This window comes from Streptomyces sp. CA-249302 (assembly GCF_050936785.1).
Taxonomy (GTDB): Bacteria; Actinomycetota; Actinomycetes; order Streptomycetales; family Streptomycetaceae; genus Streptomyces.
Window position 1 is genome coordinate 2,210,439 of sequence record NZ_JBNJMG010000001.1, and the last position, 19,549, is coordinate 2,229,987.

The 19,549-nt window shown below is 71.9% G+C and carries 18 protein-coding genes and 2 pseudogenes; 5 read left to right on the plus strand and 15 right to left on the minus strand.

The window, feature by feature from the left end:
- Window positions 1–71 precede the first annotated feature (71 nt).
- A complete protein-coding gene (locus ACQEWB_RS09905) occupies window positions 72–1,139 on the plus strand; it encodes an RNA ligase (ATP) (RefSeq protein WP_432829192.1) in 1,068 nt (355 codons plus the stop codon).
- Between the two features lie 18 nt (window positions 1,140–1,157).
- Here ACQEWB_RS09905 and soxR read toward each other — a convergent pair whose 3' ends face one another.
- Complete coding sequence (gene soxR, locus ACQEWB_RS09910) at window positions 1,158–1,625, minus strand: redox-sensitive transcriptional activator SoxR (protein ID WP_432829194.1); 468 nt, start codon at window positions 1,623–1,625, stop codon at window positions 1,158–1,160.
- A 107-nt stretch (window positions 1,626–1,732) separates the two neighbouring features.
- On the opposite strand from soxR, the gene ACQEWB_RS09915 reads away from it, so the two are divergent.
- The gene (locus ACQEWB_RS09915) at window positions 1,733–2,194 is read left to right on the plus strand and encodes a MaoC family dehydratase (protein WP_432829196.1); all 462 of its coding nucleotides are present in this window, start codon (window positions 1,733–1,735) and stop codon (window positions 2,192–2,194) included.
- Window positions 2,195–2,219: 25 nt separating this feature from the next.
- Here ACQEWB_RS09915 and ACQEWB_RS09920 read toward each other — a convergent pair whose 3' ends face one another.
- The 3 genes from ACQEWB_RS09920 to ACQEWB_RS09930 all read right to left on the minus strand — a co-directional run bounded on the left by ACQEWB_RS09920 (window position 2,220) and on the right by ACQEWB_RS09930 (window position 4,373).
- Entirely contained in the window at window positions 2,220–2,843 is a 624-nt protein-coding gene (locus tag ACQEWB_RS09920; protein WP_432829198.1) for a TetR/AcrR family transcriptional regulator, read from the minus strand.
- Between the two features lie 73 nt (window positions 2,844–2,916).
- Window positions 2,917–3,162, minus strand: coding sequence for a YiaA/YiaB family inner membrane protein (locus ACQEWB_RS09925; RefSeq protein WP_360840954.1), 246 nt, complete (start codon window positions 3,160–3,162; stop codon window positions 2,917–2,919).
- A gap of 59 nt (window positions 3,163–3,221) precedes the next feature.
- On the minus strand, window positions 3,222–4,373 hold the full coding sequence (locus tag ACQEWB_RS09930; protein WP_432829201.1) for an acyl-CoA dehydrogenase family protein: 1,152 nt from the start codon (window positions 4,371–4,373) through the stop codon (window positions 3,222–3,224).
- A 79-nt stretch (window positions 4,374–4,452) separates the two neighbouring features.
- Between ACQEWB_RS09930 and ACQEWB_RS09935 the strand changes: the two genes are divergently transcribed.
- From ACQEWB_RS09935 to ACQEWB_RS09945, 3 genes are all read left to right on the plus strand, one after another.
- On the plus strand, window positions 4,453–5,094 hold the full coding sequence (locus ACQEWB_RS09935) for a TetR/AcrR family transcriptional regulator (protein ID WP_432829203.1): 642 nt from the start codon (window positions 4,453–4,455) through the stop codon (window positions 5,092–5,094).
- Between the two features lie 46 nt (window positions 5,095–5,140).
- Complete coding sequence (locus ACQEWB_RS09940) at window positions 5,141–5,851, plus strand: ArsR/SmtB family transcription factor (protein WP_432829205.1); 711 nt, start codon at window positions 5,141–5,143, stop codon at window positions 5,849–5,851.
- 62 nt (window positions 5,852–5,913) lie between these two features.
- Window positions 5,914–6,843 carry a DMT family transporter gene (locus tag ACQEWB_RS09945; RefSeq protein WP_432843724.1) on the plus strand — a complete coding sequence of 310 codons (930 nt, stop codon included), beginning with the start codon at window positions 5,914–5,916 and terminating at the stop codon, window positions 6,841–6,843.
- Here the strand turns inward: ACQEWB_RS09945 and ACQEWB_RS09950 are convergent.
- The 11 genes and pseudogenes from ACQEWB_RS09950 to ACQEWB_RS10000 all read right to left on the minus strand — a co-directional run bounded on the left by ACQEWB_RS09950 (window position 6,833) and on the right by ACQEWB_RS10000 (window position 19,368).
- A pseudogene (locus tag ACQEWB_RS09950) lies at window positions 6,833–7,911 on the minus strand (Zn-dependent alcohol dehydrogenase). The gene ACQEWB_RS09945 and the pseudogene ACQEWB_RS09950 sit on opposite strands and share 11 nt — an antisense overlap.
- A gap of 10 nt (window positions 7,912–7,921) precedes the next feature.
- On the minus strand, window positions 7,922–9,310 hold the full coding sequence (locus ACQEWB_RS09955) for an aldehyde dehydrogenase family protein (protein WP_432829207.1): 1,389 nt from the start codon (window positions 9,308–9,310) through the stop codon (window positions 7,922–7,924).
- A gap of 104 nt (window positions 9,311–9,414) precedes the next feature.
- Entirely contained in the window at window positions 9,415–9,861 is a 447-nt protein-coding gene (locus tag ACQEWB_RS09960) for a DUF3574 domain-containing protein (RefSeq protein WP_432829209.1), read from the minus strand.
- Between the two features lie 20 nt (window positions 9,862–9,881).
- A complete protein-coding gene (locus ACQEWB_RS09965; RefSeq protein ID WP_432829211.1) occupies window positions 9,882–11,225 on the minus strand; it encodes an ABC transporter ATP-binding protein in 1,344 nt (447 codons plus the stop codon).
- A gap of 173 nt (window positions 11,226–11,398) precedes the next feature.
- Window positions 11,399–12,280, minus strand: a complete 882-nt coding sequence (locus ACQEWB_RS09970) for a class F sortase (protein ID WP_432829213.1) — start codon at window positions 12,278–12,280, stop codon at window positions 11,399–11,401.
- Window positions 12,267–12,908: a hypothetical protein gene (locus tag ACQEWB_RS09975; protein WP_432829215.1), complete on the minus strand. Its 642-nt coding sequence runs from the start codon at window positions 12,906–12,908 to the stop codon at window positions 12,267–12,269. The genes ACQEWB_RS09970 and ACQEWB_RS09975 overlap by 14 nt, the downstream gene beginning before the upstream one ends.
- A 57-nt stretch (window positions 12,909–12,965) precedes the next feature.
- Window positions 12,966–14,189 carry an MFS transporter gene (locus ACQEWB_RS09980; protein WP_432829217.1) on the minus strand — a complete coding sequence of 408 codons (1,224 nt, stop codon included), beginning with the start codon at window positions 14,187–14,189 and terminating at the stop codon, window positions 12,966–12,968.
- Between the two features lie 34 nt (window positions 14,190–14,223).
- On the minus strand, window positions 14,224–15,627 hold the full coding sequence (locus ACQEWB_RS09985; RefSeq protein ID WP_432829219.1) for a CitMHS family transporter: 1,404 nt from the start codon (window positions 15,625–15,627) through the stop codon (window positions 14,224–14,226).
- 123 nt (window positions 15,628–15,750) lie between these two features.
- Window positions 15,751–17,981 (minus strand): annotated as a pseudogene (locus ACQEWB_RS09990) (molybdopterin oxidoreductase family protein).
- Window positions 17,982–18,103: 122 nt separating this feature from the next.
- Window positions 18,104–18,724, minus strand: a complete 621-nt coding sequence (locus ACQEWB_RS09995; RefSeq protein WP_432829221.1) for a TetR family transcriptional regulator — start codon at window positions 18,722–18,724, stop codon at window positions 18,104–18,106.
- Window positions 18,721–19,368, minus strand: a complete 648-nt coding sequence (locus ACQEWB_RS10000; protein WP_432829223.1) for a hypothetical protein — start codon at window positions 19,366–19,368, stop codon at window positions 18,721–18,723. The genes ACQEWB_RS09995 and ACQEWB_RS10000 overlap by 4 nt, the downstream gene beginning before the upstream one ends.
- Window positions 19,369–19,549: the final 181 nt, after the last annotated feature.

Here is a 19,549-nt window from a genome sequence, read left to right on the forward strand (position 1 = left end):
CCTTTCCCGTCCGGACAGTTGGGAGGCGATGAAACCGAACTGAACGACCCAGGAACCGAGGTGTCTGTCCCATGTCGACGCTGCGCGTCACCGCCGAAGTGCTGACCGTCCACGAGCATCCCAACGCCGATGCGCTCGAACTGGCCCAGGTGGGCCTGTACCGGGCCGTCGTCGTCAAGGGCGCGTACCGCACCGGCGACACCGCCGTCTACATCCCCGAGCAGTCCGTGCTGCCGGCCGGGCTGATCGACGAGCTGGGGCTGACCGGGCGCCTCGCGGGGAGCAACTCGGACCGGGTGAAGGCGGTGCGGCTGCGCGGCGAGCTGTCGCAGGGCATCGTGTGCCGGCCGAAGGCGCTGGACGGCGTCGACCTGGCGCGGGCCGCCCTGGACGGGACGGACTTCGCGGAGCTGCTCGGCATCACCAAGTGGGTGCCGCCGATCCCGCCCACGATGAACGGCGACGTCGAGTCCGCGCCCGATCTGCTGCCCTGGGTGGACATCGAGAACATCCAGCGGTTTCCGGACATCTTCACACCGGGCGAGGCTGTGGTCCTGACCGAGAAGCTGCACGGCTCGGCCTGTCTGCTGACGTATCTCGCGGGCGAGGACCGGGTGCACGTCTCGTCGAAGGGCTTCGGCGCCAAGTCCCTCGCCCTGAAGGAGGATCCGCGCAACCTCTACTGGCGTGCGGTGCACGGGCACGGGGTCGCCGGGGTCGCGGCGCGGCTGGCCGAGCGGCTCGGGGCGCGACGGGTCGGCATCTTCGGCGAGGTGTACGGGGCCGGGGTGCAGGACCTGACGTACGGCGCGGACGGACGCCGGGAGAGCCTCGGTTACGCCGTCTTCGACGTGTCCGCGGAGATCGACGGCACGGTGCGCTGGCTGGACCCGGCCGAACTGCTCGACGGGGAGCTGCCGTCGGTGCCCCGGCTGTACGAGGGGGCGTACGACATCGAGCGGGTGCTGGAGGTCGCGAGCGGACGCGAGACGGTGTCCGGCCGGGGGCTGCACCTGCGGGAGGGCGTGGTGATCCGGCCCGCCGTGGAACGGTACAGCCCGGTGACCGGGGGCCGGGCGATCGCCAAGGCGGTCAGTCCGGCGTATCTGACGCGGAAGGGCGGGACGGAGTACGAGTGACCACGGGCCGCGCGACGGCTACCTGGCCCTCCGGCGCTCCACCATCAGCCGCGAGCCCGTCATCCGGTCGCCGAAGACGTCGTCCGGGTTGGACAGGACACAGGTGTCCAGGGAGAGGCAGCCGCAGCCGATGCAGTCCGTGAGGTGATCCCGGAGGCGGTTCAACTGCTTGATGCGCTCGTCCAGTTCCGTGCGCCAGGCCGCCGAGAGTCGGGCCCAGTCCTCGCGGGTGGGGGTGCGTTCCTCGGGGAGTGCGGAGAGGGCCTCGCGGATGGTGGCCAGCGGGATGCCGACGCGCTGGGCGGCGCGGACGAAGGCCACCCGGCGCAGCGCGTCGCGGTGGTAGCGGCGTTGGTTGCCCGCGGTGCGGCGGCTGCTGATCAGCCCCTTGGACTCGTAGAAGTGCAGGGCGGAGACGGCGGCCCCGCTCCGCGCGGCGAGCTGGCCGACCGTGAGCTCGTGGATCTTCTCAGGAATCTGGGGCACCCCTCGAACCCTACCCACCCCGCCCGGGCCACCGTCCGTTGACATTGGTTTCCCGGCCGACCATGCTAAGCAGTTGCTTAGACATCAGTGGCAGAGGAGGCCGAGACATGGCAGAGCCGAGGATCTTCACGTCCGTCGACGACCTGAAGGCGGCGGTCGGCGAGCAGCTGGGGTACACCGACTGGCTGGAGATCGACCAGAAGCGGATCGACCTCTTCGCGGAGGCCACCGGCGACCACCAGTGGATCCACGTGGACCCGGAGAAGGCCGCGGCGGGCCCGTTCGGCACGACCATCGCGCACGGGTACCTCACCCTGTCGCTGCTGCCCCTGTTCGGCCCGCAGCTGATCGAGGTCCAGGGCGTGAAGATGGGCGTCAACTACGGCACCAACAAGGTCCGTTTCCCGGCCCCCGTCCCGGTCGGTTCGCGGCTGCGGGCGACGGCGACGATCAGCAGCGTCGAGGACGTGGCCGGCGGGGTCCAGCTGGCCGTCGCCTACAGCGTGGAGCGCGAGGGCGGCGACAAGCCGGTCTGCGTCGCCGAGTCGGTGGCCCGCTTCTACCTCTAGCCGGGCTTCTGCCTCTCAACGGGGGCTACTTGACCCCCACCATCCGCAGCACGAGGTCGGCGTAGAGCGCGCCGACCTCGTCGGGCGTCCAGGGGCCCTCGATGTTGAACCAGCGGGCCACGTCGATGCAGAGCGAGAGCACCGCGAGGGTGGTGCCCTTGACGTCCAGGACGTCGAACTCGCCCGCCGCGATGCCGTCCTCGATGATCCCGCGCACCTCGGCGTCGCACTGCCGGCGCAGCGCGAGGATCTCGGCGCGGGCCTCGGGCCCGAGCGAGTCCAGCTCGTACTGCACGACCCGGGCGGTGGTACGGCCGCCCGCGTGCCACCGTACGAAGGAGCTGACCGCGTCGGCGAGCCGCTCGGTCGGCGTGCCCTCGCGCCGGGCGGCCGTGCGCAGGATGTCCACCGCCTTCTCGTGGCCGATCCGACTGATGCGGTGGAGCAGCTCTTCCTTGGTCTTGTAGTGGATGTAGAGCGCGGCCGGGCTCATGCCGGCGCGGCCCGCGATGTCGCGGGTCGTCGTGGCGTGGTAGCCGCGCTCGGCGAAGGCCTCCACGGCGGCCATCAGCAAACGCCGGGCCGCGTCGGGCGTGACCTCACCCCACGGCGCCACTTCGCCGCCGGCCGTCTCCTCCGCCGTAGTCATCGCTCGCTCGCCCCTCTCACCGACAGGACCCCAACCATACCGCTGAAGGTGAGCAACCGCTTAGAGTGCCCGCTCAGAGCTTTTCGAAGGGGTGGAACGCCCGCTCGGTGGCCTCCTGCCGGTCGCGGATCACCTTGGCGAGGGTGAAGGCGGAGGTGACGAGGTACAGGACGGCGATGGCGAGGAAGGCCCGTACCCATGCGTCGGCGTTCAGCTTGAAGATGCCGATGGCGGTCGCGGCCATCGCCACGGCGAAGGAGGCGACGGCCTGGCCGTAGAAGGCGGCCGTGTTCTGCTGCTTGCCCGGTGTGTCACTCATGGGGACAAGGGTCGACGGATGTGGCCGGTCCCACATCCGCGCAAGTACCTAGACGCTACTCAGAACGCCGAAATCCCGGTCAGGGCACGGCCGATGAGGAGCTTCTGGATCTGGCTGGTGCCCTCGTAGAGGGTCATCACGCGGGCGTCGCGCAGCAGTTTGCCCGCCGGGTACTCGTCGATGTAGCCGTAGCCGCCGAAGACCTGGAGGGCGTTGTTGGCGGCGCGGACGGCGGCCTCGGAGGCGAAGAGCTTGGCCTTGGAGGACTCGACGGCGAAGGGCTGTCCGCGGTCGATGAGGTCGGCGACCCGCCAGGTCAGCAGTCGGGCCGCGTCCACGTCGACGGCGATGTCGCTGATCAGCTCCTGGACGAGCTGGTGCCCGGCGATCGGCGTCCCGAACTGCTCGCGCTCACCGGCATACCGGACGGCCGCGTCGAGCGCCGCCTGGGCGATGCCGACGCACCCCGCCGCGACCGACATCCGCCCCTTCGCGAGGGCCGACATGGCGACCGAGAAACCCTTGCCCTCCTCGCCCAGCATCGCCGAGGCGGGCACGCGTACGTCCTCCAGGACCAGCTCGGCGGTGGCCTGGCCACGCAGGCCGAGCTTGCCGTGGATGGTGCGGCGGGTCAGGCCGGGGGTGTCGGTCGGCACCAGGAAGGCGGAGACGCCCTTGTGGCCCGGCGCGTCGGTGGAGCGGGCGAACAGCAGCACCACATCGGCCCAAGTGCCGTTCGTGATGAACATCTTGGTGCCGTTGACGATGTACTCGTCACCGTCGCGCACCGCGCGCGTGGTGAGGTTGCCCGCGTCGGAGCCGGTGCCCGGCTCGGTCAGGCCGAAGCAGCCGACGTACTCGCCGGCGGTGAGCCCTGGCAGCCAGCGCCGCTTCTGCTCCTCGCTCCCCCACCCGGCGATCGTCTTGGCGACCAGCCCGAGCGAGACCGACACGATCCCGCGCACGGACGAGTCACCGCGCCCCAGCTCCTCCGTGACCAGGCAGTACGCAAGATGGTCGCCACCGGAGCCGCCGTACTCCTCGTCGACGGTCAGCCCCAGGAAGCCGACCTCGCCGAGCTTCTTCACGATCGAGCGGTCGACCTCCTCCGCCCGGTCCCAGGTGATGACGTGCGGGGCGATCTCGCGGTCCACGAAGTCCTTGGCGAGCCGCCGGACGGCTTCCTGCTCGTCGCTGAGCCCCAGATTCATGACCGGTCACCCCACTCGAGATCCTGCACATTTAAATTAGCACTGCTAGTTTCGGTCGTGCAGCCCTACTATGTGCGCCATGGCCCGACCGCGCAAGCCCCTGCTCAGCACCGACCGGATCGTCGAGACGGCACGAGCGCTGGTGGACGCGGAGGGCCTCGCGGCCGTCTCCACGCGTCGGCTCGCCGCCGAGCTCGGGGTCAGCGGCCCCTCCCTCTACAACCACTTCCGCACCAAGGACGAGATCCTGGAGGCCGTCGCCGACTCGGTGAGCGCGCAGGTCGACCTGTCGATGTTCGAGGACGGCCGCGAGTGGCGGACCGCGCTGCACGACTGGGCGGTCTCCTACCGGGCCGCCCTGCGCGACCACCCCAACATCGTCCCGGTCCTCGCGCAGGGGCCCGGGCGGCGGCCGGCCGGGCTGCGGCTGGCGGACGCGGTGTACGGCGCAATGGTCCGCGCGGGATGGCCGGCGTCGCAGGCCACGTCCATCGGCGCGCTGATGCGGTACTTCATCATGGGCTCCGCGCTCGGCTCGTTCGCGGGCGGCTTCGTGGACGACGCGGAGGCCTACGACCCCGCGGACTATCCGCACCTCGGGCAGGCGCATCTGCTCGCCGAGCAGCAGGAGAAGATCGACGAGCGGGCCTTCGAGACGGGCCTCACCGCGCTGCTCGACGGGCTGGCGGGACAGTACGAGCAGCTGCGGCAGCCGACGTAACGACACTTCGGCCGGCGCCGAAGTGTCCGTACCGCATGCTGGCCCCATGACCACCAGGGAGAACCAGGCACCCGGCCTCGCCCGCCTCGCCGGCCTGATCGCGGACGAGACGCGGGCCGCGTGTCTGCTGGCGCTGCTGGACGGGCGGGCGTGGACGGCGGGCGAACTGGCGCGGCACGCGGGGGTCGCCGCGTCGACGCTGAGCGAGCACCTGGGCAAGCTCGTCGCGGGTGGGCTGCTGGCCGAGGAGCGGCAGGGGCGGCACCGGTACGTACGGTTCGCGGACGGGCGGGTGGCCCAGCTGGTGGAGGATCTGGTCGCGCAGGTGGAGCCCGGGGATGTCGTACCGCCTCGGGGGTTGCGGGAGTCGAGCGCGGGGGCCGCGATGGCCCGGGGGCGGACCTGTTACGACCATCTGGCGGGGCGGATCGGGATCGCGGTGACCGACGCGATGACGGTACGGGGGTTGTTGGTACAGGACACCGGGTTCGCGCTGACGGAGGCGGGGGTGGGGTGGTTCGGGGCGGCGGGGATCCCGCTCGCGCGGACGGGGCGGCGGCCGTTGGTGCGGGGGTGCCTCGACTGGACCGAGCGGCGGCCGCATCTGGCGGGGGCCGCGGGGGCGGCGCTGTGTGCTCATGCGCTGGGTGCGGGGTGGTGTGTGCGGGTCGGGTCGGGGCGGGCGGTGAGGGTTACGACGGCGGGTGAGCAGGCACTTCAGGAACTCCTCGGCATCGATGCGTCGGCGTTGCGATGAACAGCACCCCGTCCGAAATCCGCCAGCCTCCGTCTCGTACCGCCCCTAGCCTCTGGAGCATGATGAACCCCCGTCACACCCACCTGCTCGCCCCCGCTGCCGCAGTCGTCACCGTGGTGTTGTGGGCCTCCGCCTTCGTTTCCATCCGGAGTGCGGGGGACGCCTACTCGCCGGGGGCGTTGGCGCTCGGGCGGTTGTCGGCCGGGTTGTTGGCGCTGGGGGTGCTCTGTCTTGTACGGCGGGAAGGGTTGCCGCCGCGGGCCGCCTGGCGGGGGATCGCCATATCCGGGGTGCTCTGGTTCGGCTTCTACATGGTCGCGTTGAACTGGGGCGAGCAGCAGGTCGACGCCGGTACCGCCGCGCTGGTCGTGAACATCGGGCCGATCCTGATCGCGCTGCTCGGGGCCCGGCTGCTCGGGGATGCGATGCCGCCCCGGCTGCTGGCGGGGATGGCCGTGTCGTTCGCGGGGGCCGTGGCCGTCGGGCTGTCGATGTCCGGGGGCGGTGGGTCCTCGGTGCTGGGTGTCGTGCTGTGTCTGCTCGCCGCGGTCGCGTACGCGGGCGGGGTCGTCGCGCAGAAGCCGGCCCTCGGGCACGGGAGTGCGCTCCAGGTGACCACGTTCGGGTGTCTGGTCGGGGCCGTGGGGTGTCTGCCGTTCGCCGGGCAGTTGGTGAGCGAGGCGGCGGACGCGCCGGTGTCGGCGACGCTCAACATGGTCTATCTGGGCGTGTTTCCGACCGCGCTCGCGTTCACCACGTGGGCGTACGCACTGGCCCGTACGACGGCCGGCCGGATGGGCGCGACGACGTACGCCGTGCCCGCCCTGGTCGTACTGATGTCGTGGCTGGCGCTCGGTGAGGTGCCGGGGTTGATGACGCTGGGCGGGGGCGTGCTGTGCCTGGCGGGTGTGGCCGTGTCCCGGTCGCGCCCCCGTACCCGGGCGCCGCGGACGCTCGAATCGTCGGGCGACGCCGAACCACTCAGAAAGTGACCAGCGCCCGTCCCCCTTCCCCGCCAGCATGTTCTCGAAGGCCGCCGGGATGCCGTCCAGGGCGATCCGTTCCGTCACCAGGGCGGCCAGGTCCAGGCGGCCCGCCCGGACGTGGTCGGCCAGGATCGGGAGGTCCTTGGACGGGTCCGAGTTGCCGTAGACGCAGCCCGCGAGGGTCCGGCCCCAGTGGAAGAGCTCCAGGGCGTTGAAGGTGACCTGTTGGTCCTTGCCGCCGATGCCGACCACCGTCGTGCGGCCGCCGCGGCGGGTGGACTCCCAGGCCGTGCGGATGGTGACCGCTCGGCCCACGCACTCCACGGCCACGTCCACGCCCTGCTTGCCGGTCAGGGCGCGGATCTCGCGGGCCGTGTTCTCCGACGCCACCACGTAGTCCGTGGCGCCCGCCCGCCGTGCCAACTCCTCCTTCTCCGGGGAGACATCGACCGCGACGATGCGGGACGCGCCCGCGATCCGGGCCGCCTGGAGGGCCGCCAGGCCCACTCCCCCGACGCCGTACACCGCGACCGTCTCCCCCGGCTGCACCCGCGCCGAGTGGTGGACGGCGCCGTAGCCGGTGAGGACCGCGCAGCCCAGCAGGGCCGCGTCGGTGAGCGGGACGCCCTCGGGGAGGGGAAGGACACAGGAGGCGGAGACGACCGTCTCCTCGGCGAATGCCGCGACGTTCAGGCCGGGGTGCAGGTCGACGCCGGCCGCGGTGCGGGCGTACACGTCGGCCGCCCCGTTCAGCGCGTTGGCGCACAGCCACACCTCGCCCAGTGAGCAGGCGTGGCAACTGCCGCAGGACGGGGCCCAGTTGAGGACGACCGAGTCGCCGGGCGCGATGCCGGTGACGCCCTCGCCGACGGACACGACCGTGCCGGCGCCCTCGTGGCCGAGGACCGCGGGGACCGGCACCCGCATGGTGCCGTTGGACAGGGACAGGTCGGAGTGGCACACCCCGGCGGCGGCGAGCCGGATCCGGACCTGGCCGGGGCCCGGGTCGGGAAGCTCGATGTCCGTGATCTCCAGAGGAGCGCCCACGGCGGGAAGGACGGCTGCGCGAACCACGGGAACTCTCCTAGAACTGCAGGGACTTGGTCTGGAGGTACTCGGCGAGACCGTGCGTGCCGAGCTCGCGGCCGACACCCGACTGCTTGTAACCGCCGAAGGGGGCAAGGGGGTTGAAGCGGCCGCCGTTGATGTCGACCTGCCCGGTGTCCATCCGGCGGGCGAAGGCGACCGCCTCCGCCTCGTCGCCGGCCCAGACGGCGCCCGCGAGGCCGTAGACCGTGCCGTTCGCGATGCGCAGGGCGTCCTCCTCGTCCTCGTAGAGGAGGACCGAGAGGACCGGGCCGAAGATCTCCTCCTGGGCGATCGTCATCTCGGGGGTCACGTCCGCGAAGACGGTCGGGGCGACGAAGTAGCCCTGCTCGCGCGGGGATTCGGGGCCGCCGGCCACCAGCCGGGCCCCTTCCGCGACGCCCTTCTCGATGTAACTCCGCACCCGGGCCTGCTGTTTGGCGTTCACCACCGGGCCGATGCGCTCACCGTACTTGGCGGCGGCGGCCGCGGCGAGCTCGACCGCCTCCTCGTACCGGTCGCGGTGGACCAGCATCCGGGTCCAGGCGCTGCACGTCTGGCCCGAGTTGGACATGACGTTGGCGACGCCGACGTTGACCGCCTTGGCCAGGTCGGCGCTCGGGAGGATGACGTTGGCGGACTTGCCGCCCAGCTCCAGGGCGACCCGCTTCACGGCCGCGCCCGCCGTCGCGCCGATCCGGCGGCCGACCGCGGTGGAGCCGGTGAAGGAGACCAGGTCGACGCCCGGGTGCTCGGCGAGGGCCTGTCCCGCGACCGGGCCGAGCCCGGTGACCAGGTTGAAGACGCCGGCCGGGACGCCCGCCTCGTGGACCGCCTCGGCGAAGAGCTGGGCGACCAGCGGGGTGTCCTCGGCGGGCTTGAGGACCACCGTGCAGCCCGCCGCCAGGGCCGGGGCGACCTTGGCGACGATCTGGTGCAGGGGGTAGTTCCAGGGGGTGATCGCGCCGACCACGCCGACCGGTTCGAGGTGGACCGTCGAGTTCCCGGCCTTCTCCTCGAAGGCGTACGTCGCGGCCAGCTCGGCGTACGAGCCCGCGACCGCGATCGGCAGGCCGACGTGCACGTTCTCGGAGAGCTTCAGCGGTGCGCCGAGCTCCGCGGTGACCGTCTCCGCGATCTCGTCCTTGCGCGAGAGAAGGACGTCCCTCAGCGCCGTGAGCCGGGCGGCCCGCTCGGCCGGCGGGGTGGCGGCCCAGCCCGGGAGGGCGGCACGGGCGGCCCGTACGGCCTGGTCGACGTCCTCGGCGGTGCCGGCCGGGACCCGGCCGATCACCTGCTCGTCGACCGGGTTCACGACGTCGATGGCCTCTCCGCCCGCGGCGGGGCGCCAGGCGCCGTCGATGTACATGCCGTCGTGTGCCTTCATCGTGCTTCCTCCCGGGCGGGCCGCGTCGTCGTCCGGCTCATAAACTAGCGGCGTTAGTTTTCTGGCGCCAGGCCCTCCCGCCGACCGGACGCGGTCCTATGACATCAGAAGTCGACCCGCGCCCGGTCGTCCACCCTGCCCACCGCCTCCTGACCGAAGGCCTTCTCGTAGGCCCGCCGGATCTCCTCGATGTTCCGGTCGCTCGCGCCCGCCTTCTCCACCGGGTACAGCAGGATCAGCTCGTACGACCGCTCCTTCTCGATCGCACCGCTCGCGTCCCGCCACTGCCCGCGCCCGCTCTGCACGGTCAGACCATCCGGGAAGTCCGGGGTGACCTCGTTGTCGACGAAGGCCATGAACTGCTTGTCGGTGACGGCCGGTCCGCCGTCGGGCCGGGCGGTGCCGAAGAAGAGCTGCGTCTCGACGTAGGGCGCGCCGCGCTCGGCCGGAGCCCGGTCGGCGAGGCCCGCGTACGCGGTCGGGGCGCCGACGGCGAGCAGCAGGCCGACGGTCGAGAGAATTGCCCGGGTTCGGGTGAAGTGCACGTTCATGCCCCCATCCCTAGCGGGAGTTACTCCTCCAGGTCGGGCAGCCGCGCCGGGGACGGGCAGATCCGTTCGCCGTGCTGGTCGAAGACGAACAGGTGGGCGATGTCGACGAGGAGGGGCACCTGGAGGCCGCGGCGGAGGTCGATGTCGGGGGTGGTGCGGACGACGAGGTCGCCGGGGAGGCGGGGTTCCGGGGACGCGGGTTCGGGATCCCGGTCCGGCGGGTCGTCCAGGACCACCACGGGGCCGGCCCGCAGCGCTCCGGCCCGCTCCCGCAGCCGGTCCAGGACGGTGGGCCCACCCTCGCGGCGCCTCCGCCGGGACGGCCGGGAGGCCGGCCGCGGGGCCTCCAGATCGGGTACGACGGCGGGCCGGGAACCGGTGTTGAAATGGACGAGGACCTCGTGCCCCTGGAACTCCACGTGCTCGACCAGACCGGTGAGCGCGACCTCGCCGGGCCGGGCGGAGGCGGGCTTGGCGATCCGGATGGCCTCGGAGCGCAGGCCGACGATCACCTCGCGGCCCTGCTGGACGCGGAGCAACTGGTGGTCCAGGGAGAGGGGTTCGGGCAGCCGCAGGTACTGCTTGCCGAGGCTGATCGTCATCGCGCCGTCCAGCGGAGCGCGGACCAGGCCGCGCAGCAGGTTGATGCGCGGGGTGCCGATGAACGCGGCGACGAAGACGTTGCGGGGCAGGGCGTAGACCGAGCGCGGGGTGCCCACCTGCTGGAGGACACCGCCGCGCAGCACGGCGACCCGGTCGCCGAGCGACATGGCCTCGGCCTGGTCGTGGGTGACGTACACCGTGGTGACGCCCAACTCCCGGGTCAGTGCGGAGATTTCGGCCCTGAGATGGTTGCGGAGCTTGGCGTCGAGGTTGGACAGCGGCTCGTCCATCAGGAAGGCGGAGGGGTGCCGGGCGATGGCCCGGCCCATGGCGACGCGCTGGCGTTCGCCGCCGGAGAGCTGGCTGGGGAAGCGGTCCAGGAGGTCCTCGATGCCGAGCATGCGGGCGGTGGCGTCCACGCGGGGGCGCGGGTCCCCGCTCGGGTTCTCCACACGCAGCGGGAAGCCGATGTTGCCGCGGCTCGTCATGTTCGGGTAGAGCGCGAAGTTCTGGAAGACCATGGCCATGTTCCGCTCGGACGGCAGGAGTTCGTTGGCCTCCTCGCCGTCGAGGAGCAGTCTGCCCTCGGTGATCTCCTCCAGTCCGGCGATCATCCGCAGCACGGTCGACTTCCCGCACCCGGACGGCCCGAGCAGCACGAGGAACTCGCCGGGCCGGATGTCCAGCGACAGCCGGTCCACCACGCGAACGCCTCGCGTGTAGGTCTTGCTCACGTCATGCAGGGAGATGGCGCGTGTCATGAGGAGTGCCCCCGGGGCTGCATCAGGCGCTGGTGCTCCGCGGTCGAGAACGCTCCTTGAGGGGCGTCCGAGTCACGGAAGTTAACGGAATGTGTGCGGCCGGGGGAAGAGTTCGGGCGGTCCGCTTCAGTCCGTGAGAAAGCGGACGATCCCCTTCAGGGGACGGGGTGCGGTCACCGGACGCCGGTGAGGTGCGCGAACACGACGGTGTTGCCCGCGTAGCCGGTACGGCGGTGGTACTCGCCGCCACAGGTGATCAGGCGGAGTTCCGGGCGGCCCCGGGCACCGTAGACCTCCCCGTCGGGGAAGTGGGACTTCTCGTACGACTTGACGGCGTCGATGGTGTAGACGGCGGTACGCCCGTCCGCGCGGCGGAGTTCGACGAGGTGCCCCGCCCTGAGCTCGCCCAGGCCGGCGAAGACGGCGGGGCCGGTGTCGGTGTCCAGGTGCCCGACGAGCACCGCGGTGCCCTGTTCGCCGGGCGAGGGGCCGCCCTCGTACCAGCCGACGTGGCCCGCGTCGCTCTCCGGCGGTGCGGTGAGCCGGTGGTCGCGATCGAGGCCGAGACCGATGACGGGGGCGTCGACGCCGATGTAGGGGACGAGGACGCGGGTGGGGCGGGAGCGGGGCAGGGGGTGGGGCGTGGGCGGCGACGGACGGGGGTGGGCGGTGCGGGCGGTTCCTGCGCCGGAGTGGGCTGTCCCTGCGCCGGAGCGGGTGCCCGAGGCCGCGGCGGGGGCGCCACGGCCGGCACCGGCGGCGGACGGGCGGGCCCGCCCGGCACCGGTGCCCGCGGCCGGTCCCTGGTCCTCGCCGATGCCGGTGGGCGCACCCCGGTCGGCGTCGGCACCCGCCGCCGCGCCTTGGTCCGCCTTCGCGCCCGCGGTCGCCGTACGGCCCGTCGCGGTTCCGGTCGCGTCGGCCGGACCGTCGCCCTGGGTGCACCGGACCGCGCCCGTCGCCAGCGCGGCGGTCAGGACGACCGTTCGCGTCAGGCGGTAGGCGCGCGTCCGGTACCAGGGCCTGCGCCTGGGCGTGTGCCTACGACGCGCCATGCGTGCGGCGGCGGAGGCGGAACCAGACCGCACCGGTGACCGCGGCCAGGCCGACCGCCGCGGCGCCGGCGACCGGGCTGATCGCCGCGTCCCGGGCGAGACCGCCACCGCCGGCCGGCGGGCCGCCGTTCGGGCCGCCGGTTCCGCCACCGGGGCCGCCACCCGGCGTGCTCGGGGTCGGCTTCGGACTCGCGCAGTCGACCTTGAAGACCTTGAACTTGCCCTTGCCGTGCCCGAGGTCCGTCTTCCACGTCAGCTTGTACAGCCCGTTGGGCAGGCCGAGGGGCATGGTGTGCGCCGAGCCGTCGGCGGCGACGGTGAGCTCGCCGTCGAGGTGGCCGGTGCCCGCGCCCGGCCCGTTGGACTGCGGATCGATGCTCCAGGTGACGTGCTCGGGCGTGGGCGCCCCGTCGAAGTTGAAGGCCGCGAGGTAGAAGTCGCACACCTTGGGCTCGTCCCGCTGGTCCGTGAAATCCGTACCCACCTCGTGGATCTTGACGTCTCCGTTGTCGGCGGGCAGCGGAGCCGCCAGAGCGGGCGAACCGAGGAGCGGGCCGACCGCGAGGGTCAGGGCCGCGACGGCGGCGACGCGCGCACCGGCGCGGCGCGACAAGGGTGTGGTGGACATGCGGGCGCCTCCGAGTCAGACGATTTTCATACAAGTCGCAGTTCGTCTGACTCTCTTTCACATACGGCGCACGGATTGCGGAAGCGTGGCCCTGCGCCCCGCCGGTTTTCCTCCTTCTGGAGCAGGCGACCGCAGCGCCACCCCCGCCGACAGCAACAGCAGCCCGCCCAGCATCACGAACGGCGCGGCCACCCCGGCGACCCCCGCGACCAGCCCCGCCGCGGCCGGCGCGGCGACCTGCCCGAGCCGGTTGCCGGTCAGCCGCAGCGCGAGGGCGGTGGAACGGGCGCCGTCCGGCGCCGCCTGCACGACCGTCGTCATGGACAGCGGCTGACCGACACCGAGGCAGAACCCGAGCGCGGCCAGCATCAGCCCGAGCACCCAGATCGGCGCCGGCAGCGCGATGCCGGCGCACAGCACGGCGGCCAGGAGACACGTCACCGTCAGCAGCAGGGGCCGGCCGAGCAGTCGTAGCAGCGGAGTCAGGACCAGCCGGCAGGCGATGGTCGCGCCGGCGCGCACGCTGAGCAGTACGCCGATCACCGAGGGCGCGATGCCCCGGTGCTCGCCGACCACCGGGAGGTAGGCGGTGAGGATGTCGGTGGCGGAGAGGACCGAGAGGCTGATCAGCATGCCCGCGGGGACGCCCCGGGCGCGCAGGATGGAGCCGACCGGGACGCGATCGCCTGGTGCGGTACGGGACTTGACCGCCGTACGGTCCTCGATGCGCCACAGCGAGGTGAACGCGACCGCCGCCCCCGCACCCGCCGCCACCAGGGCCCGCGCGCTGGTGCCCGCCATGTCCGGGCCGCCGATCAGCGCGCCCGCGGCGATCGGGCCGACCAGCTGGCCGAGCGAGGCGCCGATGGTGAAGTGGCCGAAGTTGCGGTCCTGTTCGTGCGGGGCGGACTGGCGGGCGACCAGGGACTGGGAGCCGATCACGAAGCAGAGGTGGCCCAGGCCCATCACCCCGCTCCAGATCGCCATCGTCCAGAGGGAGTTGGCGAGGCCGCTCAGGGCGCAGCCGCCCGCTATGAGGATCACGCCGACCGGCAGCAGGGGTGCGCAGCGGCCGTGGTCGGTGCGGCGGCCGAGCGGTACGGCGGCGAAGAGCGGGAGCAGGGCGTAGACGCCCGCGATGACGCCGATCGCGCGTTCGTCGGCGCCCAGCGCGAGGGCCCGGTAGGAGACGGCGGGCCGGGCCATCGACACCGCCCCCTGCGCGAAGCCGAAGGCGATGACGAGGCGGAGCAGCCAGCCGCGGTTCCTACCGGGCCCCATGTTCTTGTCCTCCTGAACTGTCTTTCCGGGAAGGTCAGATGATGCCGAAGAGGATTCCTGCCCCGAGTACCACGAGTGATGTGAGGGCGGCCCACTTGACCACGAACCTGGTGTGGTCGCCGAACTCCACCTTGGCCATGCCGACCAGGACGTAGACGGCCGGGACGAGCGGGCTGGACATGTGCAGGGGCTGGCCGATGAGGGAGGCGCGGGCGATCTCGAGGGAGGAGACGCCGTGCGCCTGGCCGGCCTCGGCGAGCACCGGGAGGATGCCGAAGTAGAAGCCGTCGTTCGACATGAAGTACGTGAGCGGGATGCTCAGGACGCCGGTGACGAAGGCCATGTGCGGGCCCATGCCGTCCGGGATGTTGTCGACCAGCCACTCGGCCATGCTGTTGACCATGCCGGTGCCCTGGAGCACGCCGGTGAAGACGGCGGCGGCGAAGACCATGCCGGAGACGTTGAGGACGTTCTCGGCGTGCGCGGCGAGGCGGGCCTTCTGGTCGGGGATGTGCGGGAAGTTGACGGTGAGCGCGGTCGCGGCGCCGAGCAGGAACAGCACCGGGATCGGCAGCCACTCCATGATCATGGCGGTGAGCAGGGCCACCGTGAGCAGCGCGTTGAACCAGTAGAGCCTGGGGCGCAGGGTGGCCCGGTTCGGGTCGAGGCCCTGGAAGCCCGCGTCCTCGGACTCCTCGGGGAGGTCGGCGTCGGTGCCGGAGCCCGAACCGCCGCTCGCCTTGCGGCCCTTGCCGTCCAAACCGCCCGCGCCGACGAGCACGGTCTCGGCCTCCTGGGGTTCCAGCGCCTCGTCCAGCGTCAGCACGCCGAGCCGCTTGCGCTCGCGGCGGCCGAGGACGTACGAGAGCGCGATCACGAAGACCAGGCCCATGGCGAGCGCGGGGATCATCGGCACGAAGATGTCGCTGGCGTCGAGCTTCAGCGCGGTGGCGGCGCGGGCGGTGGGGCCGCCCCAGGGGAGCGTGTTCATCACGCCGTTGGCCATCGCGGCCACACCGGTCATCACGACCAGGCTCATCTTCAGGCGCTTGTACAGCGGGTACATCGCCGAGACGGTGATCATGAAGGTGGTGGAGCCGTCGCCGTCGAGCGAGACGATCGCGGCCAGCAGGGCCGTACCGACGACGATCCGCAGCGGGTCGGCCTTGCAGAACTTCAGGATGGCCCGGACGATCGGGTCGAAGAGGCCGACGTCGATCATCACACCGAAGTAGACGATCGCGAACATGAGCATCGCCGCGGTGGGCGCGAGGCTGGTGACGCCGTCGATGACGTAGTCACCGAGCTTGGCGCCCTTGCCGACGAAGACGCAGAACAGCGCCGGGATCAGCACGAGCGCCGCGATCGGCGACATCTTCTTCAGCATGATCAGGACCAGGAAGGTCGCGATCATGGCGAAGCCGAGGATGGTCAGCATGAGTGGGATACCTAACGTTCGCCCTTGAACATTCCACCGGGGCAGGCGGTGCGACGACGTTAGGTCTGTTCAAACCGCGTTAACAAGATGTTGACGCGTGAGCAATAAGCGCAAAACTGCAGGTCACAGCGATGCCATGATCTCGACGGGCACTCCGTTCAGGACGGCGTTGCCCGAGAGCGGGTCGAGCAGGCTGCCGTCGAGGAGCTGGTTGACGTTGACGCCGGGGTCGGTGGCGGCGTGGCTGAGCCGGGTGCCGGGCCGGTCGTGACCCCAGCCGTGCGGCAGGCTGACCACGCCCTTGCGGACGCCGTCGGTGACCTCGGCCTTGACGACGACCTCTCCCCCGGCGCCCTTCACCCGCACCGGAGCCGCATCGCTCACCCCCAGCCGCTCGGCGTCCTCGGGGTGGATGTGCAGGGTGCAGCGGTTGGTGCCGCCGGTGAGGGCGGGGACGTTGTGCATCCAGCTGTTGTTGGAGCGCAGATGCCGGCGGCCGATCAGGACGAGCCCGTCGGGCAGCTCGTCCAGCGAGCGCCGCAGCCGGGGCAGGTCGTCGGCGATCGGCTGGGGCAGCAGCTCCACCTTGCCGCTCCGGGTCTTCAGCGGCTGCGGGAGGCGGGACCGGAGCGGCCCGAGGTCGATGCCGTGCGGGTGCGCGAGCAGCTGCTCCAGGCTCAGGCCGTCCGGTCGTACGCCGAAGCCGTCGCCGTAGGGGCCGAGGCGCAGCATCATGTCGAGCCGGCGCTCGGGGCCACTCTCGCCGGTGAGCTGCGCGGCGAGCTCCTTGGGGTCGCGGCCGTGGACCGGGGAGTACGGCTCCTTGACCGCCTTGCCCAGGGTCTGGCCGATGACCAGGTCGTCGACGGCGGACGGGTCGGCGCCGTGCATGCCGGTCGCGGCGAGGATCAGCCGGGCGAAGATCTCCGCCTCGGCCATGCGGCCGGGCTCCAGCGGGACGGCGGGGCGGGTGTAGCGGACCTGGTTGCGGACCGCGAGGGTGTTGAAGGCGAAGTCGTGGTGGGCGCTCTGGGAGGGCGGGGGCGGCGGCAGGACGACGTCGGCGTGGCGTGTGGTCTCGTTCAGGTACGGGTCGATGCTGACCATGAAGTCCAGGCCGTCCAGGGCCTTGTCCAGCCGGTCGCCGTCGGGAGCCGACAGCACGGGGTTGGCGGCGGAGGTGATGAGGGCTCGGATCGGCTCGCCCTCCGCGGTCGCGGTGTCGATCTCCTCGGCAAGCGCGGAGAGCGGCAACTCGCCCTTGGCCTCGGGGTGTTGGCTCACCCGGGAGTGCCAGCGGGCGAGGCTGAAGCCGTGGCTGGGTCCGGCGGGACGGGGTGTGCGGTCGGTGGCCGCCTGCGGGAACAGGGCGCCGCCGGGGCGGTCGAGGTTGCCGGTGAGGATGTTGAGGACGTCGACCAGCCAGCTGCCGAGGGTGCCGTACGGGACGGTGCAGCTGCCGATGCGCCCGTACACGGCGGCGGTCGGAGCGGCGGCGAGTTCGCGGGCCAGGGTGCGGATCAGCGGGGCCTCGACATCGCAGGCCGCCGTGACGGCCTCGGGGGTGAAGTCCCGTACGGCGTCCCGGAGTTCTTCCACGCCCAGGACGTGCGGCGTCAACTCGCCCAGATCGACCAGGCCTTCCTCGAAGAGGGTGTACGCCATCGCCGCGAGGAGCAGCGCGTCGGTGCCGGGGCGGATCGCGATGTGGCGGTCGGCGAGCTTGGCGGTGCGGGTGCGGCGCGGGTCGATGACGGTGAGGGTGCCGCCGCGGGCCTTGAGCGCCTTGAGCTTGCCGGGGAAGTCGGGGGCGGTGCACAGACTCCCGTTGGATTCCAGGGGGTTGGCGCCGATGAGGAGCAGGTGGTCGGTGTGGTCGAGGTCGGGCACCGGGATGGCGTTGGCGTCGCCGAAGAGCAGTCCGCTGGACACGTGCTTGGGCATCTGGTCGACGGTGGACGCGGTGAAGACGCTGCGGGTGCCGAGGCCGGCGAGCAGCACTGGAGGGTAGAGGCCGCCGGCCACGGTGTGCACGTTCGGGTTGCCGAGGACGACGCCGACGGAGTTCGGGCCGTACCGGTCGACGACTCCGCGCACGCCGGCCGCGACCGCGTCGAAGGCCTCCGCCCAGGTGGCCTCGCGCAGCTCGCCGTCGCGGCGGACGAGGGGGGTGCGCAGCCGGTCGGGGTCGCCGTCGACGGCGCCGAAGGATGCGCCCTTGGGGCAGATGAACCCCTTGCTGAACACGTCCTCGCGGTCGCCGCGGGCGCCGGTGACACGGGTGCCCTCGACGGTGAGGGTCAGCCCGCAGGTGGCCTCGCACAGGGGCAGATTCGCAGGGCGGTGCGGGACACGGGTCCTCCCGGAGGACGGCGGCGGTGACGCTCGGACACGGCCGAGCATACCGACCGGTATGGACGGAGGGGAGTCCTCTTGGGGGTGAGGTCGCAAACCCGCGGGCCGCCGGCCCGGTCCGTCAGTCCAGTACGCGCGACAGATAGGCCCGCAGCATCTCCCGAGCCTCCTCGATGATCTTCTCGTCGCCCTCCGGGGCCACCCGGAAGGCCAGGTGGACGAGGGTGTCCGCGGTTTCCACGGCGATCAGGAAGGTGCGGCGCAGGTCCTCGTCCGGCTCGCGGTCGATATAGCCGGACAGGAGGTCGGTGAGACGGTCGGCGACGCGGTGGTTGGGTTCGGCGTGGCGGGCGCCGACCGGGATCTGGTTGCCGAAGTCGACGAGGGAGAAGCCGGGCGCGGTGCGCTTCATGGCCAGGTACTCGTCGAGTACGGCGTCCATCGCGGTGCGCCAGCCTCCCTCGCCGGCGGCCTTCCGGAGGCGCTCGGTGACGCGCTCCGTGAAGCGCTCCAGGTTGCGCTGGGCGAGGGCGTCGGCCATCTGCCGCTTGTTCCCGAAGAAGCGGTAGACCGAGCCGATGGGGACGCCGGCGCGCAGGGCGACGGCGCGGGTGGACAGGGCGTCGTAGCCGACCTCGTCGAGGAGGTCGGCGCAGGCGTCGAGGATCCTGGTGAGCCGTTCGGCGCTGCGCCGCTGTACGGGCGCTCGGCGTAGCGATGTCGCGGGGGGCACGGGTTTCATGATGCCTTTCCGACGCCTTCCGGTGAACCTCGCCCCCCTGTACGGAGGTTGGTGCCCGATGCACTCATCGCCACCGTGTCCGTGCCGTCACTCGTCGTGGCGGCACCGGGAGCGGACGCGCCAGGGGTACCGCTCGCCGTGTCGTCCGGCTCCGAGGCCGTGATGTCGGCCGTGCTCTCGACGGGTTCGCCGCTCACGGCCCACACCGTGCCGTCGTCGGCGTACAGGCGGGCGGTGACGTGGTGGGTGCCGCGCGGGACGAGCCGGGCCGGGAGGCGGTAGGCGGTGCCGCGCAGCCTCGTGACGGGGCGGTCGTCGACGAAGAGGTAGGCGAAGCCCCGGCCGGCCACCGCCCGCGACCTCGTACCGGCGGGCGAGAAGCGGAAGTCGTGCACGGTCAGCCGTACGTCCCAGGTGTCGTCGGTGTCCGGCTGCACCTCGATGCCGACCGCGGGGGCGCCCTTCTTGCCGACCTCGCGCAGATGCCGCCCCTCCTTGTCGGTGTCGTCGAGGACCTTGCCCACCGGCGAGGGCGAGGCGCCGTTCTTCCCGTCCCGGGCAGCACTGGAGTCGCAGCCCGCGGATCCGGCCAGCAGCAGGGCACAGACCGCGAGCACGGCAAGGAAGCCCCGCGTCCACGACATGTCCGGGAGCGTAGAACAACGGTCCGACAGCCGGATCCCCCTGGAGTCTGGTTCTCGTTCCTCCCTGGTGAGGAGATTCCCCGCTGGTGAGGAGGTCCGGCGGCCCTCTTGCGTCCGGGAAACCGCAATCCTACGGTGATACATAGGAATCGATGCGGAATCTGTGTCGCAAGGGAGCGAG